At 69.6% G+C, this 17,157-nt stretch carries 8 protein-coding genes; all 8 read right to left on the bottom strand.

What is annotated here, in order from left to right:
* Nucleotide 1 precedes the first annotated feature (1 nt).
* The 8 genes from Q9R02_RS14270 to Q9R02_RS14305 all read right to left on the bottom strand — a co-directional run bounded on the left by Q9R02_RS14270 (nucleotide 2) and on the right by Q9R02_RS14305 (nucleotide 16,947).
* On the bottom strand, nucleotides 2-1,783 hold the full coding sequence (locus Q9R02_RS14270; RefSeq protein ID WP_305997373.1) for a serine/threonine-protein kinase: 1,782 nt from the start codon (nucleotides 1,781-1,783) through the stop codon (nucleotides 2-4).
* Nucleotides 1,780-3,561 (bottom strand): FHA domain-containing protein, encoded by a 1,782-nt coding sequence (locus tag Q9R02_RS14275; protein ID WP_305997374.1) that lies wholly within the window; start codon nucleotides 3,559-3,561, stop codon nucleotides 1,780-1,782. Before Q9R02_RS14275 ends, Q9R02_RS14270 begins: the two co-directional genes overlap by 4 nt.
* Nucleotides 3,558-4,448 (bottom strand): PP2C family protein-serine/threonine phosphatase, encoded by an 891-nt coding sequence (locus Q9R02_RS14280; RefSeq protein WP_305997375.1) that lies wholly within the window; start codon nucleotides 4,446-4,448, stop codon nucleotides 3,558-3,560. The genes Q9R02_RS14275 and Q9R02_RS14280 overlap by 4 nt, the downstream gene beginning before the upstream one ends.
* Nucleotides 4,445-5,908, bottom strand: coding sequence for an RDD family protein (locus tag Q9R02_RS14285; protein WP_305997376.1), 1,464 nt, complete (start codon nucleotides 5,906-5,908; stop codon nucleotides 4,445-4,447). The genes Q9R02_RS14280 and Q9R02_RS14285 overlap by 4 nt, the downstream gene beginning before the upstream one ends.
* Nucleotides 5,905-8,325, bottom strand: a complete 2,421-nt coding sequence (locus Q9R02_RS14290; RefSeq protein ID WP_305997377.1) for a transglutaminase TgpA family protein — start codon at nucleotides 8,323-8,325, stop codon at nucleotides 5,905-5,907. Before Q9R02_RS14290 ends, Q9R02_RS14285 begins: the two co-directional genes overlap by 4 nt.
* Entirely contained in the window at nucleotides 8,322-9,539 is a 1,218-nt protein-coding gene (locus Q9R02_RS14295) for a DUF58 domain-containing protein (RefSeq protein ID WP_305997399.1), read from the bottom strand. Before Q9R02_RS14295 ends, Q9R02_RS14290 begins: the two co-directional genes overlap by 4 nt.
* Nucleotides 9,540-9,833: 294 nt before the next feature.
* Entirely contained in the window at nucleotides 9,834-10,799 is a 966-nt protein-coding gene (locus Q9R02_RS14300) for an AAA family ATPase (RefSeq protein WP_305997378.1), read from the bottom strand.
* Between the two features lie 70 nt (nucleotides 10,800-10,869).
* Nucleotides 10,870-16,947: an Ig-like domain-containing protein gene (locus Q9R02_RS14305; RefSeq protein WP_305997379.1), complete on the bottom strand. Its 6,078-nt coding sequence runs from the start codon at nucleotides 16,945-16,947 to the stop codon at nucleotides 10,870-10,872.
* Between the last annotated feature and the right edge of the window lie 210 nt (nucleotides 16,948-17,157).

Here is a 17,157-nt window from a genome sequence, read left to right on the forward strand (position 1 = left end):
CTCACTTGAAACAGGCCTTCGCCGAGTCGACGACTGCGGAGGAGGCCGCGCCATCGCTGCGGACCAGCTGAACCGCGATGCACGTGGGCTGGCCTGCCTGGGCCTTCGGCACCGTGGCATTGCGGCCGGCCGCCGATTGCCAAGGGCCCTGACTGGTGGCCGTGAGAGTTTGGTATTTGTAGGAGTCGCCGGCCTTGGGGTCGGGGTTGCTCCACGAGAAGAACACCTTGTCCGGCCCGGCGGCCACGCCCTTCACATCCGTCACATCCGGGACGGTGCCGTCCGCCAGCGGGTCCACGGGCTTGCCGACCCCGGACGCGCCGGTGGTCTGCACCGCCCCGGGCTGCCGGTCACGGGCCTGCGTCCCGCCGTTGCTCAGCGTGATCACCAGCACGACGGCGACCGCGGCCACCAGCGCACCGGCCAGGATGCCCACCCAGAGACGCACCTTGCTTCCAGGGCGGCCGGTGCCCTCCGGGGCACCGCTTTCGCCGTGTGTGCGGCCGTCAGCCGTGACGCCGTCGACGGGAACAGGCTGCTGCTGCATCCCGCGGAGCACCGTGGCACTCGTGGCGTCGTCCTCACGGGTGCCGGCCCAGCCCTGTGGCGCGGTCCAGCCCTGTGGGGCCGGCCAGGCCTGCTGCGCGGGCGGCGCGGCAGGGTATGCCGGCGCGGTGCCCGCGTTCGCAGCGCCCGTCGCCGTCGAGCGCATCTGCGTGGGGTCCTCGGGCAGGGTCCGGCCCGGTCCCGTGTACCCGGGCGTGGTCCGGTTCGGAGCGGTCCGCTCGCCGGAGGTCCCGGTGCCGGAGCGGCCGCTGAAGCCCTCCGGGTCGATGACGGAGACGCCGCGCAGGCGGGTGGCCTCCACGTCCTCCTCGGGCTCCGCTTCGTCCTGCACAGGATCGCCCATCACCTCGAAGGGGGTGACGGACAGGCTCAGCTCGGCCTGGATGCGCTGGAGGGCCAGGCCGAAGGCGTACGCGGACGGGTACCGGGACGCCGGGTTCTTGGCCATGGCCGTGGCCAGCGCCAGTTGCAGCGCCTCCGGCACATCGGCCCGGGCCAGTCGCGGCAGCGGCGTGTTGCTGATCCGGTTGATCATCTCCGCGTTGGAGTTGTCGGCGCCTGGGATCGCGAACGGCGAGTGCCCCGCCAGAAGGGTGTGGACCGTGGCGCCGAGCGCCCACACGTCCACCAGGACGCCGTCCGTGTTCCCCGAGCGGAAGCTCTCCGGAGGTGACCACGGCACCGACATGGCGCCGTCGTTCCCGTCCTCCTCCGGATCGCCGCCGATCACGCCGGAGATGCCGAAGTCGGTCAGGGCCGGCCGGTTGTAGTCGGTGACCAGGATGTTGGCCGGTTTGATGTCACGGTGCGCGATCCCCGCCCGGTGGGCCGTCTCCACGGCGGACGCCACCTGGATGCCGATGGACAGCGCCTCCTGCAGGCGGAAGCGCTCCTTGCGGTAGCGCAGATCCAGGCTGGGCCGGGAGCAGTACTCCATGGCCAGGTAGGAGTGACCGTCCGGGGTCACTTCCGCCTCGTAGATCGTAACGATGTACGGGTGAGTGGAGAGCTGCGCCATCAGGTTGGCCTCGGACTCGAAGGCGCGGCGGGCGCCCTCCGTCTTCAGACCGGCGTGCAGGACCTTGACGGCCACCTGGCGGCGCGGCCGGTCCTGCTGGTACAGGTACACGTCCGCGAAGCCGCCCGAGCCGAGGACCCGGACGTAGTTGAACCCGTCGATGTGGGGCGGCGGGGCCGCCGGGCGTTTGCGGCTCACGGGAGGTCCTCGAAACTGATGTAGACCTGGTCGCCGAGCTCGGCGACATCGCCGCTGAGCAGCAGGGCGGTCTCCGCCTGGCCGAGGCGGCGCGGTGACTGGCCCTCCCGGAGGAGCACCGTCCCGTTGCTCGAGTTCAGATCGGTGAGCACCACGTTCCAGCCCTCCAGACGGACCTCGGCGTGGGAGCGCGAGATGTCCCTCTTGGGGCTGTCCAGCTGGATCAGATGCGGCATGTTCCCGCTGGAGACCCGGGAGACGGACGGCTGCCGGCCCAGGATGACGTTGCGGTCCAGCAGAACGGTCTCACCGCTCGGTAGACGCAGCCGGCCCAGCGGCGGACGGGCCACACTCACGGCATCCCAGGAGATCGCCTCGCCGCAGTTCATGCAATCGCTGCGGGTGGGCGGGTTGGCGTGACCACGCGGGCACAGCCGTGCCAGGACCTGGGGTCCGTCGCCGGCGGGCGCGGCCACCGGGAGCGCCTGCGCCGGCTGTCCGCCCAGGGCTCCGATCTCACTGCGGAACACGGTGTGGCCGTCATGGTCCGGGTCGTCCGTCGCCCCAGGCGCCGACGGCACGGCAGGGGCGGGCGGGAACGACGGCGGGGCGGGCGGCAAGGGCGGGGCCGCCCTCGGGGCCGCGGGCGGTGCGGGAGCCGCCGGAACGGACGACGACGCCCACGGAACCTCGTCGATGAGCGAATCCTCCGGAGCGGGCAGGAGCGTGTGCGCGGTGCCGTCCGGGGACGCCACCGTTGCCGGCCGCCCCGCCGGAACGGGCTCCTCGGAGGCGGGCTCCGCAGAGGCCCCGTCCTGCGCGGCCTCCTCGTCCTGTGACGGCTCGTCCGGCCTGGGGAGCACGGTGGACTCCGGTTCCGGCGACCCGGGCCGGTCCTCTCCCGTCTCCTCCCCGGTCACCGGCAGCCGGTCCCAGAGGTGGTCGTAGGTGGTGGTCAGGTCGTTCGGGGCCTCCTGGGGCGCGGCAACAGCCACGGGCTCCTCGACGCCGGAGCCCGTCGCCGGGATCTCGTCCGCGGTCTCGGCTTCCGGCTCACGGGCTCCCAGCAGCTCGGTGGCCAGGCTGTCGGTGGTTCCCTCCATGCTGATCTCCGGGCCGGTGTCCCCGGAGCCAGCGTCCTCGGCTTCCGGTTCCGTTTCCTCGCCGGCGGCCTCGCCCACGGTGGCGGCTGTCTCCTGGTGAGCCGCCGGCCCGGCGTCGTCGGCGTCCTGTTCCTCCGCGGCGGTGGCCTCGTCCGCCGCGAACAGCGGGCGGTCCGCGGTGGTGGAGTCGTCCTCCGCAGCGGCTACGACGCCCGGCGCCGGCAGTTCGCCGACCACCAGTGAGGAGGCCAGTGCCACCCCGGAGTCCAGAGGGAGCCAGCCGTCCCGGTCCGCGGAATCGCCGGCCGCGGCCGGCTCACCGGCGGCGATCTCGAAGCTGGCGCTGGCGGGCAGGCTCCTCTCGTTCCACGTGGTCACACCGCGCCCGTCGGCCACGGAACGGTCGCCGTCCAGCACGGCGACCCGCAGCGGCCCGCGCAGGAAGAGTTTCAGCGGACCTCGGTGGTCCACCACGGCGAAGTCCGGCAGCCCGGTCACGGACGTGCCGAAGGACCCGGTGACCTCATTGAGGAGCCGGTCCACGGACGGGTTGCGGCCCAGCAACACCCACAGATCCCGGATGGCCTCCGGCGCCGTCTCCGGTGAGAGCACCACGGCGATGCCGTTGCGGAGCACGTACTGCCACGTCCCCGGACGGTAGTGAGCGGACGTCATGATTCCTCCCCTGTTTCCCCGGAGCCGGGGTCCTGATCCCCGGCGGGCGCGAGCTGCTCCCGGGGCAGTGTGTCTTCGGTCTCCGCGGCGATCCGCGGCGAGGTGGTCAGTTCGCCGTCCTCGGCGAACGCGTCCACCACCACCACGCTGACGTTGTCCCGCCCTCCATTGCGCAGGGCGGCCTGGATCAGCGCATTCACGGCCTCCTGCGGCTCGAAGGCGTTCCGGAGGACCTGGTGGATGAACTCGTCCGAAACCTCCCCCGTGAGCCCGTCGGAGCAGACCATGATGCGGTCCCCGTCCTCGATGGGCAGCAGCCAGTAGTCCGGGGAGCCGCCGTCGCCGCTGCCCAGGGCGCGGGTGACCACGTGACGCCGCGGATGCCGCAGAGCCTGACTGGGCGTGATGGAGCCGTCGTCGATCAGCTCCTGGACCTCGGAGTGGTCCACCGTGACCTGGGCGAAGGCGCCCCGGCTGAGCCGGTAGGTGCGCGCGTCGCCCACGTTGAACACCAGCCAGTAGGGCTGCTGGTTCTGCTCCACCACGACGACGCCGCTCAGGGTGGTGCCGGCGCGGCCTCCCGCCGTGAGCCGGATCGCCTGGTCGGCCTCCTGCAGCGTCCGCTGGAGCCTCGGAACGTCCGTGTCCCGGTTCCCCTCCGGGGTGGCCAGCCGCTGGGCGAGGGTGCGGACGCAGATTCCACTGGCCACCTCGCCGGCCTCGTGCCCGCCCATGCCGTCGGCGACGGCGAAGACGGGGTCCTGGGCGATGAACGAATCCTCGTTCAGTTCGCGGCGAAGGCCCCGGTCCGTGCCGAAGCCGGACCGCAGGGTCAGCGGTCCGGCACCGGAGGGCGGGGCGAAATCAGAGGGGACGTCAGAGATCATGGTGTGTTCAGCCTAAAAGTCCTGTCGCCGAATTTCACACTCGAACCGGACCTGACGAACCGCGCCTCGCCCGGCACCAGGCGGACCAGGGAACCGTCAGCCAGAAGTTCACCGCTGCCGTTGGTGGACTGCCGGTCCGTGACCCAGGCGCCACCGGAGGCCGGGACCACCAGGAGGTGGGTCTTGGAGATCGAGCGTCCCGGGTCCTCCAGCGCCACCAGGCGCAGGCCTTCCTCGCCCTCGCGGCCTGAGGGGTTGCGGCCGATCAGGACGCCGCCGTCCAGCGGCACCTGCCCGCCGTCGTCGAACACCAGCAGCGCGGGCTCACCGTGACCGGCGGCGCCGGACGGCAGATGGGAGCGCAGGAGCGTCTCGCCGTGGTCCGGCCCGGCGTCCAGGGTGGCCTCCGGCAGCGTGTACTGCATGGTCTGCACCGGAGGGAACGGGGCGGGAGGGAGCGGGGCGGGAGGGTTCTGCGCAAACGGTGCCTGCGCGACCGGCGGCACGGCCGGCGCATCCTGCGGGATGGACACCGGGACGTGCGCCTGCGGCAAGCCGTTCTGAGGCGCGAACGCGGCGGCGCCCGCCAGCGGCGAGGTCACGGGACGCACGGCCGGCAGGTCCAGGGTCGGGTAGCTGTGCACTCCCGCGATCCCCTGGGTGGTCACCGGGTTCCGGCCGGCGCGGACATCGAACACCAGGGTCCGGGCCGCCTTGTCATGCCAGCCTTGCAGGCGGTCCCGGCCGTCCCAGCCGTTGGAGAGACCCGTCACGATGAACCACACGAAGGAGATGAAGGATCCCGCGGCGCCCACCAGCTGGGTGACCGCACGGGGGGCGAAGAACGCCAGCAGGACGCCCAGCAGGATGAAGACGAGGTTCGGAGCCAGCAGGATCAGCCAGCGGATGAAGACGGCGCCCGCACCGGGCGCGTACCCCTCCATCTCCGTGGTGCGGATGCCGAACACGGCGTTGCCCACCGAGTTGCCGCTCCGGGCCTCCCAGATCCACATGGCTACCACGTAGACGATCGCCAGGAGCGCTCCCAGACCGGTCATGACCAGGGCGAACACCACGTCCTCCTGGCTCGGGCCGAGGTTGGTCCCGCCCGGCAGCCCATTGCGGAGCAACGCGGCGAGGCCCACCGAACCCAGGATTCCGGAGACGAGCCCCGGGATGACGAGGTCGACGACCTTGGAGAAGAGGCGTTTCGCGGCCCCCGCACGCACCACGGGGCGCTGTCCCGGCAGCTGATCCGGATGCTGCGCCACCGTGCCGGGCATGGCGGAGGACTGCCAGGGTGCCCCCGGCAGGGAGGCCGCGGACGGCATCCCGGAAGCCTCGGCTCCGTTCCTCAGCGCAGCCCTGTTGCTCAGGGACGCCCCGCAGGCCAGGCAGAATCCGGCCCCGGGGGCCAGTTGCTGCCGGCACTGGGGGCAGAGCTCGGCGTTAACGCTCATCGCGCATCTCCTTCACTGCTGTCGCCGTCTTTGCGGCCTGTACGCCGCAACTTTTCCAGGAGGCCGCCCGGACCGGATTCCAGGGCCGTGCGGGCGTCCACCAGCAGGGACCGCGGCGAGAACCGCGCCCTCTGGCGACGCCAGAAGCCCAGGCCCTCGGTGAGTCCGGCCAGGGACTGGTCCACACTGGACCAGTACGCAGCCACATCCTCCTCCGCGGGATCTCCCGCGCCGAACACGGCGGCGTCGGCCCGCTGGGCGAGCATGACCGTCCCGGCCGCCGCGGACGGGAAGGCTTCCCCGACCACCACGGAGGTCTCACGCCGTGTGGCCTTCGGGTCCACGGCCGTGCCGAGGTCCGTGGCCAGGCTGACCACCTCACTCCAGCCGCCGGAGAACCGCTGGACCGGGGCGCCCAGGGTGGAGCGGTTCTTCCGCCGGCGGCCCTTCAGGAAGGCCACCAGGACCAGCGGCAGTGCCAGGACGGCGAGCGGCAGGGCGACAATGCCGATGGTCGCCAGGATCGGGCCCAGGATCGCCCAGAAATCGCCCTTCTTCTGGTCCGCATCCGCGGCCTCCGGCTGCGAGTCCGGCGGCAGTTCGGCCGGCTCCTGCGGCGGGGGCGGCGGCTGCAGGACCTGCGGCTTCGGCTTTGAGTTCTTCTCCGGGTCCGGCGGGATGGGGACGTTGTCCTTGGGCGGGGTCGGGTCGAACGGGACCCAGCCGACGCGGTCGAAGTTGACCTCCACCCAGGCATGCACGTCATTGCCCTTGATCGGCACGGTCCCGGCGCCGTTCTGCGGGCTCTTGGGATCCGGGTAGAAGCCCATGACCACGCGGGCCGGGATGCCGAGCTGACGGCACACCAGGGCCATGGCGGTGGCGTACTGCTCGTCGTCTCCCAGCATCTGCTTGGCCGTGAACAGGCTCGCGATGCGGGCCGCGCCGTGGCCGGACAGGCTCGGGACCTGCCCTTCAGTCACCAGGCCGTTGCTGAAGGCGCCCTTGGTGCGGAAGTAGGACTCGATCTGCCGCACCTGGTCGATCGGCGTCGGGGCATCACCCACGATCGCCTGGGCCTTCTGCGTCAGTGCCTGGGGCGTGCCCTGAGGGTCCGGCAGGCTGTCTGCCGCGAATCCGTACTGGGTCAGCTGGCCGTGGCTCAGGGCCGGGGGCTCCTGCACCTGGACGGTGTAGTGCTCACCCTGGGACAGTCCCTGAGTGCTGATGGCGGTGTCCGAGCCCTGGTTGAAGTAGAGCCCGGCGCCGGGCGCGCCGGCGACGGGGAAGTCGTAACCGACGGTCCGGGTCCCACCGGGGACGAAGTACCCCTGGTAGTCCCCCACGGTCACGTCCAGCGTGTAATCAGTGCTTCCGGGCGCCTGCGGCAGGGAGCTCAGCGCCCGGGCGTCGCCCACCTTGCTGAAGTTCCCGGTCCCGCTGGGATCCACGTTGTAGACCGTCCCGTTGTACGAGTCCAGAGCGGCCAGACGGACCCGGCCGTCCTTGGGCAGGCCCTTGACCTCGAACAGGGTCTTGTCCTTCTGGTCCTTCACCATGGTCCGGAAGCTCGCCAGGGGCGTGATGTAGTTGCGCGGATCGAACGGGGGCACGACGACGTTGCGCAGCACCTGCCGCTCGTTGGCGGCGCTCAGCGCCGGGGCCGCGACGGCGGTGACGCCCACCGCACCGGCCAGCACCGCCGCACCGAGCGCGAGGCGGTTGAAGCGCGCGCGGCGCACCGCTCCGGCGTCGTGCGCGGATCCGCTGGAGAGCACCTTCGCATCGGCTCCCCGCAGCCGGGTGCGGCGCCAGGAGCTCCACACGAGCGCCAGGGCACCCAGGGCCACTCCGCGCGGCACCGTGATGAAGTTGGCGCTCGTGCTGAACGCGACCCCCACCACGAAGAGGACGCCCACGGGCAGCAGCGGCCAGAGGGAGTTCTTGGCCCGCCAGGTCAGCAGGCCGGCGGCCAGGGCGCAGAGCAGCCCGGCCAGGAAGGGCACCACGAGCAAGTCCTCGGAGACGCCCACCGGGACGCCGACGGTCAGCATGTCCTTCCAGGAGAACACGATGCCCAGGAGCAGGGTCTTCAGGGAGTCCAGGCTCGGCAGGACGCCGAAGAGGGCCTCGGCGGGCGTGGCCAGGGCGCTTCCGAAGAGGAAGTAGGCCAGCAGCCCGGTGCCCGAAGTGGCGAGCACGCCGAGCCGGAAACGGTGGCTCAGCGCCGCGAGACCGAGGCCCAGAACGATGCCACCCAACCCGGCGAGCAGGTAGCGGGGGTCTCCCCCGTAGCTGAGGTGCAGGCCCAGGATGCCGAGTCCCAGGAGCACGAACAGCACCACGGCGTCGGCCACGCCGGTCCAGGCGGGGCCCGTGCCGTCCTTCAGGACGCGGGTGGTGGACGCGGTGCTCATGCGGCCGCCTTTCGCAGGACGATCGCCAGGTCATCGAGGCTGCCGAGGGTGAGCACGGTCAGCTCCGCGATGCCGGCACGGGACGGGGCGGCGCCCGGCTGGATCCGGATGGCCAGGGCGCGGACGCCAGGAGCCACGGACGCGGCGCAGGAACGCAGCTGGGCGGGGGTCACGTTGCTGCCCACCACGAAGAACACCACGGAGGCGTTCGGGACGGTGTCGACCAGGCGCCGGGCCAGATGGACGGCGTCCCTGCGGCCCGTCATGCCCTCCAGGCGCGTGGCGTCGTCCAGCATGGTCCGGCCGGTGGCGCAGCGGAACGGGCCACGCTGGGTCAGGACGTCCAGTTCACGCTGCTCAATGAGAGCCTGCCGGCCCACGGAACAGGCCACGGAGATGGCGAGCTCGAACTCGGCCTCCGAGGTGTACTCGTCCAGATTCGCGGACAGGGCGATGGCCAGGTGGGCGCGGCGGGTCTCCTCGAACTGGCGGACCATGAGCGTGCCCAGGCGGGCCACGGTCTTCCAGTGGATGTGGCGGCGGTCATCGCCCGGGGCGTATTCACGCAGGGCGTGGAAGGAGACGTCCGTATTGGACAGCTCCCGGGTGGACAGGCCCTCCAGGTCGCGGATGAACCCTGCGGCCGGGCTCCCGAGCGCCACCGTGCGGGGGTGGACGAACAGCTCCACGGGCTCGGTCCACCGGATCTGGCGCTTGAGCAGCTGCAGCGGGTCGGCCCGCACGGAGACGGCCGGGCCCACCATGATCACCTGACGCCGTGTGGTGGGGATGGTGAAGAGGTCCTCGTGGAGCTCCGCCGGGCGCAGGCGCGGGACGGAGAAAGCCGCCACCGCGCGGCCCACCGGGAGTTCCAGGGTGGAGTGCATGACCGGACGGGTGGCCGTGTTGACCACGGAGATGCCGCCGACGGCGCTGTCCCCCACCGCCACCCGGGTCCGGGTCAGGTCCAGGGTCACCTGGTAGGAGGTACGGCCGATGATGAACGCGCCGGAGATCAGCACCAGGAGGAGCAGCAGCACGCCGAGCGCCATGGCCTCCTGCCAGCCGTACGCGAACGACGTCCACAGCATCGCCGCGCCCACCACCAGGGCGACCCAGCCGAGCGGCGTCACGACGGACAGCACGGGAACCACCTGGCGGACGACGGCGTCGCGCACCACGCGCGTGGCAGGTGCGCAGACATCGGTCACCACCGTCCAGGCCTGGCGGGCGATCGAGAGCGGGCGCGCGGAGGCTGACTTCAGCCCGGTGAGCGCGGCGGCGCCCACCTGGACGGACGACGACGACTTCGCGGCCTTGCGCGCACGCTGCTGTTTCCCTGACGGCGGCTGTTTCGGAGTGCCCGGCTGCGCGGCGGCCTGCTCCGCCGCGGACGGACGGCGGACCGTTCGGTCATCGGCGGGAGGCACTGCGGGCGCGGCCGCCTCGGAGGCCTTCCTGGCCTCCCGGGCGGCACGCCGCGAGCTCGGTGGATTCTGACTCACGGGTCAGGCTCGCTGCTGGGGTGCGGCGATGTCAGCCAGGACGCGGGAGATGACCTGCTCCGGTGTGGCCCCGGAGAACTCGGCCTCGGGGTCCATCACCAGGCGGTGGGTCCACACGACGTCGGCGAGTTCCTTCACATCGTCCGGCAGAACGTAGTTGCGGCCCTGCGCGGCGGCCCACACCTTCGCGGCGCGCACCATGGCCAGGGCGCCACGGACGGACACGCCCAGACGGGTCTGCGGGGCGTTGCGGGTCTCCTCGGTCAGCCGGGAGACGTAGCTCAGCACGGCGGTGTCCACGTGGTTGGTGGCGGCCAGATCGGCCATGTCCGCGATCGCCTTGGTGGTGATGATGGGGCTCAGGGCCTTGGACCGGTCCCTGAGGCTGGCACCGCCCAGGAGCTCCACGGTGGAGTTGTGGTCCGGGTAGCCGATGCTCGTCTTGATGAGGAAGCGGTCCAGCTGGGCCTCCGGCAGTCGGTAGGTGCCCGCCTGCTCGATGGGGTTCTGGGTGGCCAGCACCATGAAGGGGCGCTTGGCGTCATAGGTGACACCGTCCACCGTGACGCGGGATTCCTCCATGACCTCCAGGAGCGCGGACTGCGTCTTCGGCGAGGCACGGTTGATCTCATCGGCCAGGACGATGTTGGCGAACACCGGGCCTTCGTGGAAGTTGAACTGCTGCGTCTTCTGGTCGTAGATGTTCACGCCGGTCACATCGGAGGGCAGCAGGTCCGGAGTGAACTGGATGCGGTTGTGGCTGCCTTGCACGCTGGCGGCCAGGGCACGCGCCAGAGAGGTCTTGCCGGTGCCCGGGGCATCCTCGAAGAGGACGTGGCCCTCGGCCAGCATGGTCATGACGGTCAGCCGGATGACGTGCTGCTTGCCCAGCACTGCCTGGCTGACATTGGCCACGAGCTTCTCGAACGTCCCTGCGAACCAGGTGGCCTGCTCTGCGGTCATGGTCATGGCGTTGTGTTCCTTTGTGTCGAGTGAATCGGTGAAGAGTCTGATATCCGGGCCACGGCCCGGGACGGGGTCAGCATCGCAGCGGACCGGAGACCACGTAGGTGGTGTTGGCCCGGACCCAGCGGCCGGTGTAGTCATAGCCGTTGTAGCTGCCTCGGCTGATGTGGTACCAGCCGGACGTCCCCCAAGGGCTTCCGCAGCGGTCCACCGTGACGGCCCGGTCCTGATACAGCCAGGGACCGGGGGCCGCACTGCCGCCCGGGCTGACCACGCCGTAGCACATCTGAGGCGGCCCGGCCGAGTACCCGGATCCTCCAGTGGGAGGCTCTGTGCAGCTGTTCACGGAAGCGGCCGTCACTGCCACTTGTGTGCTCGGCTGGGCGCCGGACGTCGCCTGGACGGAGATCGAGTTGCCTTTCTGACCGGTGGAACTGACGTTGCGGACCCAGAAGCGCTGATTACGGTTGTACCCACCGGTGTCATGCGACACGGAGCCGCTGACGCCCGCCCCCTGCCAGTTGGATCCGTCGAAGCTGATCTCCGTGGAGACCACGTCGTTCGAGCCAGTGTTGTTGGACCAGTCAAAGCTCACCGATGTGGAGCCGCTTCCCCCGTCGTGTGCGGTCACCGAAGCCGTACCCGGCGCACCGTATGGGGTTGCCGACTTCGGGTTGGAGGCGTCTGAGCTTGGTGCCGCCGTCGAGTCCGCAACCACTGTGATGGTCTGCTGCTGGCCGTTGGGGAACCCGGCGACCGACTGTCCTGAGCTGACAGGACCCGTCATGCCTGACGGACTGGCGTTGTAGTGGTAACTCACTTCGCTCGGGGAAGAACCGTTGAGGTCTGCGGAGGAGGTGAGAGGCGTGAAATTGATCTGCAACTGATGGCCATTTCCGCCAGTGTTGGCTGCCACCACGCTCACCAGTTGCGGTGTTGCCAGTTTGCCGGTAGCACGGCGAGGTGCGGACGGACCCGAGGCCGGGCTCCGACCGGCCTTGTTCTCCGCTTGGACCGTGAACGTGTAGTCCGCCTGGGAGTTCGCAACCGTGAAGTTGGTGCTTTGGCTGGTGCCCGGCGCCGTCACTGTGAGGTCCGCCTGCCCGCCACCGCTGCGGGTGACGTAGTAGTTCTTGATCGGGTCGCCATTGGTCGCAGGTTCCGTCCAGTTCACCGCGACCTGGGTCTGGGACCCCACGGACGCCGCCGCCTGTGTGGTGGGCGGCTGCGGCTGGGCCGGGGGCGCCGCCGGATGGTCGGCAACGGAGAAGGCACTCCAATCCGATGGCGACGGAGCATCGTTCACCGCTTGGATTCGAACTTGGTAGTCCACGCCATTGGTCAGCCCGGGCCACGTGTAGCTGGTCCCGGTGACACCGGTCTTCTGCGCCACACCGCCGGCCGGCGGTGGCGAGATCTCCAGGTTGTAGCTCTTCACCGCAGATCCGTCCGTGCGGGCAGGAGTCCAGCTGACGGCCATGTCCTGATTTCCGGCCTTCACGCTGGGCGCGTCCGGCTGATACGGCTTGACGTCCGGTACCACCTCATTGGACTGGGCGGACGGCTTCGAGTCGCCCACGGCGTTCGTGGCCACCACGGTGAAGCGGTAGTGGACCGTGTTGGTCAGACCGGTCAATGTGCAGGTGGTCGTCGCACACTCCTGGCTGAAACCGTTGGCTCCGCTGACCGTGTATTTCGTGATCGGCGCACCGTTGTCCGACGGGGGCGTCCAGCTCAGCACCGCCGTCTTGTCCCGGACGTCCGCAGCGAACGGGACACCTGGGGCGTCAGGCGCGGCCCGCACGGTGAGGGACAGCCAGGCGTCCACATCGCGGGAGGAGTCCCCGGTCTTGTCCGCCACCACGAAGTGCACCACCAGAATGCCCTTGAAGTCCGGTGCCGGAGTCACCGTCAATGAGCCGCCGTTGACGCTGGGAACACCGGTCGCCTGCCCCGTCTCCACCTGGGTGCTGGTGATCTTCAGCGGGGTGTCAGGGAATGGATTGACCGCGCCGGTGAGAACATCCGTGGTGACGGGCTGACCGGCGTTCGCCTGTTGCACGGTCACATCGGGAACCACGGCCTTCGCCTTGGTCGAGGAGACCGACTTCAGCGTCACCTGGGCGTGGACGGCAGGGCTGCGGCCATCCGTGACGGACAGGCCCAGCGGCTCAATGGTTCCGGCGGCGGCATCCTGACTGCTCTGCACCTTCAGGATGTGCCCGTCCAGGCTCGCTTGGAAGTGCGGCGCCTTCTGATCGATCGAGAACGCCAGCCTCCCCTGGTCCCCCGGATCCGGATCGGTCGCCAGCTTGGACAGATCGAGTTCCACGGCATCGCCTTGAGGGACGTCCAGAGAGGAACCTAGGAAGGTGGGCGGGTGGTTGGCGTTGGGATCCGGGTCGACCTTGGTCATGATGGTCAGCGTGGAGGCGAGACCTTGCGGGTCATCCGGGCCGGATCCGTCGGTCACCTCGAATGTCACCGAGCCGGGGCCGAAGAAGTCCTTGAGCGCCGCATAGTGCAGCGTACCGCCGTCGCCGGTTACCACCCCGGTCCCGGCCGCTCCGATCACGCGGACCTTGTCCACCACGGTGATCCGGGGGCTGCGGCCACTGCGCACAGCCACGAAGTCGGAAAGCTTGAGATCGACGCTCTGCCCGGCCGTGACCTCCACGGGATCCGTCTTCTTCAGGACCGGTGCCATATCCGCAAGGCCGGGTGCGTGGATGATCGCGGTGGCCGTCAGGCCATCCAGGTTGGTGACGGTGTACGGAATGAGCTGAGGCTGATCGGTGAGACCGACGTGCACCACTCCCGCGGAATTGACCGAAACGGCCGGGTTGCCATCTGGGAAGGAGATCTTCAGATCCGCCGTCACCCCGCCGGGATTGGAATCGTTCTTCAGCACCGGGATGTCCACGGCACTCTTGCCCAGGGTCTCGGAGGGCGAGATGAAGTCGTCGTTGGCCACTGGCGCCTTCGCGGGCGCGTTGGGGTCCACCTTCAGGAACACGGTGGCGCTCGCCTGAGCGCCCTTGTCATCCTGGATGGTGTAGCGGGCGTTGTACGTACCGGTGGCGCCTGGTGCCGTCAACAGCACCTTGCCGGAATCGGAGACCTCGGCGAGCAGCTGGTCCGCGGCCTGCACCCCGTTCTTCACCAGGGCGATCGGGTCGCCGTCCGGATCGGAGTCGTTGGAGAGAACGTCCACCTCGACCTTACGACCCGGTTTCACGGTGACTGTGTCGTCCACCGCGATCGGCTTCTGGTTCACCGTCGCGGGCGGGACGATCCCCACCGTCACCACACCGCTGTTCTCGGCGCCGATACGGTCACGGACCCGATACGTGAAGGTGTCCGTCCCCGCGGCGTTGCCAGCGGCCGTGAACTCGATGTAGCCCTCCCGGACCACGGCGGTGCCGAGTGCCGGGGCCTTGTCGATGCCGACGAGCTCCACGGAGTCGCCGTCCGGGTCGATCCCGTCCAGCGGCACGGGGATCTTGATCACGGACCCGGCCAAGGTCCGCGCGGTCACGTTCTTCGGCTCCGGCCTGGCGTTGTGCGCGTCGTCGCGGGCCTTGATGCGGATGGTCACCTGCGCCGAATCGGACTGTCCCGAGTCATTCGAGACCTTGTAGATCGCGTAGACGGTCTTGGCGTTCTTACCTGCCAGGAAGCGGATGGTGTTGCCGGAGACGAAGGTCCGGCCGTCCGCGGTGTCCGGCACCTGGATCAACTTGGGGTCCAGGGTCAGCTTGCCGCCGTTGGGGTCAACGTCATTGGCCAGGACGGGGATGCTGACGACGTCGCCGGCACGGACCGTGACCTCGTCCGGTTTGGCCTGAGGTGCGGACAGCTTCGCCGGCCGGGGCACCACGAGCACGGAGATCTCCCCTGTGGCCGACGCCTTGCCATTGGAGATGGTGTACTTCAGGGTCAGGGTACCCTTCGCACGGAGGTCGGAGATCTTGACGACGCTGTGTTCCATCACGGCCACATTGACCGGGGCACCCTCGGGGACCGTCACCGACTGAGCGGCCAGCACACCACCCGCCGGGTCGACGTCGTTGGCCAGAACATCCACCAGCGTGGTCCCGCCCGAGGGCAGGAGCGCGACGTCGCGGACCGCCACCGGTGCGCCGGTCTGACCGGGAGGAACGACGTCAACACGCACCAGCTGCTGCGCGGCCGCAGGGCCGTTGGTCACCATGTAGGTGACGTAGTGCGTGCCGACGACGTTGGAGGAGAAGGCGAACGTCTGCTGGTCGGCGCCCAGGGTGGTGGATGACTGTACATCGGGAGTGACCTGGGCAAGCCTCAGCGTGCCGCCCAGCGGGTCGACGTCGTTGGCCAGGGGCGCGATCACCAGACGCTGACCGGCGACGGCGGTGACGGCGCTGGCGTTCACCAGCGGCGGGAGGGCGCCTGGTGCCTTGACCTCCACCGTCACGGGGACGTCCGCGGAATTCACGCCGTCGGAGACTTTCAGAGTGACCGTGCGCTTGCCGGGCGTCCCGCCCGCGTCCTGGAAGGTCAGCTGGCCGTCAGGTCTGGTCCGCACGAGGTCGCGGTCGTTGGAGCTGGTCGCGCCCAGAAGGAACATGTCATCGCCGTCCGGGTCCATGAAGTCGGAGAGCACGTTCTGCACCAGCTGCTTGCCTTGCGCCACCTGGTAGGACGGGACTCTGCCCGGCTTCAGGCGTGGCGGGTGGTTCTCCTCCGGCGGGATCACATTCAGCGTGATCGTGGATGCCGTGGTGCCCCCGCGTCCATCGTCCACGGAGTACTTGAAGGTGGCATTGCCGGTCTTGCCCTGGGGGACGCTGATCTGGAGGCCCGTATTGCCATAGACCGGCTCGAGCCGGCCCAGGGACGGTTGCTCGTCAACGTGGACGCGCAGAACGTCACCATCGGCGTCCGAGCAGTAATCCATGACACTGAGGATGGTCGTCTTGCCCGCACGGATCCCGAAGGAACTCGGCTTGCACACCGGAGGCGTGTTCGGTTTGGTGCGGTCCGGGAGGGTGGTGCGCTGCACCTCGTCCGCGGAGTCCTTGTCCGCATCCTGGGAGGTGTTCTTAGGCGGGATCACGTCATCCCAGTTGTCCACCAGAAGCATGTTCTGATTCACCAGCCAGACGGTGCCGGCATTGACGTCGTTCAGGACCACCAGATCGCGGTTCACCCGGAAGACGAACGACGGCGTGCTGCTCGCCTTGGGCACATCGCGCGCCTGGTCGTCGGCGGAGTTCGTGCAATGCCGCACGTACCGGTTGCTGCCGCTCCACGCCGAGTACACGCAGCCATTCAACTGCACGGGCGCCGCGGCGACACCCGTGCCGCCGGCGTCGACCGTGGTGGCCTGGCCGCCGTCGAGCGGCTGGAGGATCAGAGAGGTTCCGGTGGCAAGGGCCACCGTGTCGCTGTCCGGCCCGCTCTGCTGCAAACGCGCGTCGCGCGCGTCCGGGACCGGGACCGCATTCCCGCCCGGCAGGATGAGCTTGCCGCGGGCGGCGTCCAGGATCACGGTCTTGTCCCCGAGCTGGGCCAGCTGGACGTTCCCCGCACCCTTCAGCTCCGGCCTGTCATAGGACTTCAGACCGGTGACCGCACCTTGACCGTCCAGGGTGAAATCGGTCACAACACCCTTGGAGGGGTCCGCCACGCCCACCTGGCCGCCCCGGCCCACGGCCGCGACGATCCCCTGCTCACCGGCCACGGCCGGCTCCATGGCCTCCGGCGAGTACCCGCTGAGGGCGTCCGCCTTCATCGCCCAGACCTTGCCCTTAGCCGGATCCGTCACCGCCACCACATCCCCGCCGATGGCACTTTCCGAACCGCCCGCCAAACGTTCATCCCCGCTCAGCCGGACAGTGGAAGGGTTGACCATGCTCAGGGCCGACCCCTGGCTGTCCTGGACCATGACGTTCTGCTTGGACTGAAGGATGTCGAACGCGCTACTGGCCGGGGACACCGCACCGTCCAGCACCTTGGAGGCGTAATTGAGCCGGCCGACAGCACCGCGCGCCTTCGACGTGACCCACACACCGCCGTCGTTCAGATCAACCTCCGCGGTCTTGAAACCGGGATAAGCGAACGCCGCCACGGTCAGCGAGAGGGACACCACCGTCACCGAAGCGATCGCCAAGCCTCGGCGTACCTTCCGGCTCAATCGGGGGGAACGGCCGTCGTTTCGCACAGCGAATGTCCTCTTAGGTCAGTGGAGCTTGTGAGTCCGGACAAATCCTGGGGAACGATCTGTCACACGTGTCGAGTCTGCCAGGCAGACCTTATGACTCAAAAGTAACTTCGACGGAATAACCGGTGCAAGCGGGGCGGATGGGGACGGCTCCCCATC

Source organism: Arthrobacter horti, from assembly GCF_030731045.1.
GTDB lineage: Bacteria > Actinomycetota > Actinomycetes > Actinomycetales > Micrococcaceae > Arthrobacter_E > Arthrobacter_E nanjingensis.

Coding starts and splice junctions, on each gene's coding strand:
- Q9R02_RS14290 (WP_305997377.1), bottom strand. CDS start 8,325: ATGAGCACCGCGTCCACCACCCGCGTCCTGAAGGACGGCACGGGCCCC.
- Q9R02_RS14275 (WP_305997374.1), bottom strand. CDS start 3,561: ATGACGTCCGCTCACTACCGTCCGGGGACGTGGCAGTACGTGCTCCGC.
- Q9R02_RS14300 (WP_305997378.1), bottom strand. CDS start 10,799: ATGACCATGACCGCAGAGCAGGCCACCTGGTTCGCAGGGACGTTCGAG.
- Q9R02_RS14280 (WP_305997375.1), bottom strand. CDS start 4,448: ATGATCTCTGACGTCCCCTCTGATTTCGCCCCGCCCTCCGGTGCCGGA.
- Q9R02_RS14285 (WP_305997376.1), bottom strand. CDS start 5,908: ATGAGCGTTAACGCCGAGCTCTGCCCCCAGTGCCGGCAGCAACTGGCC.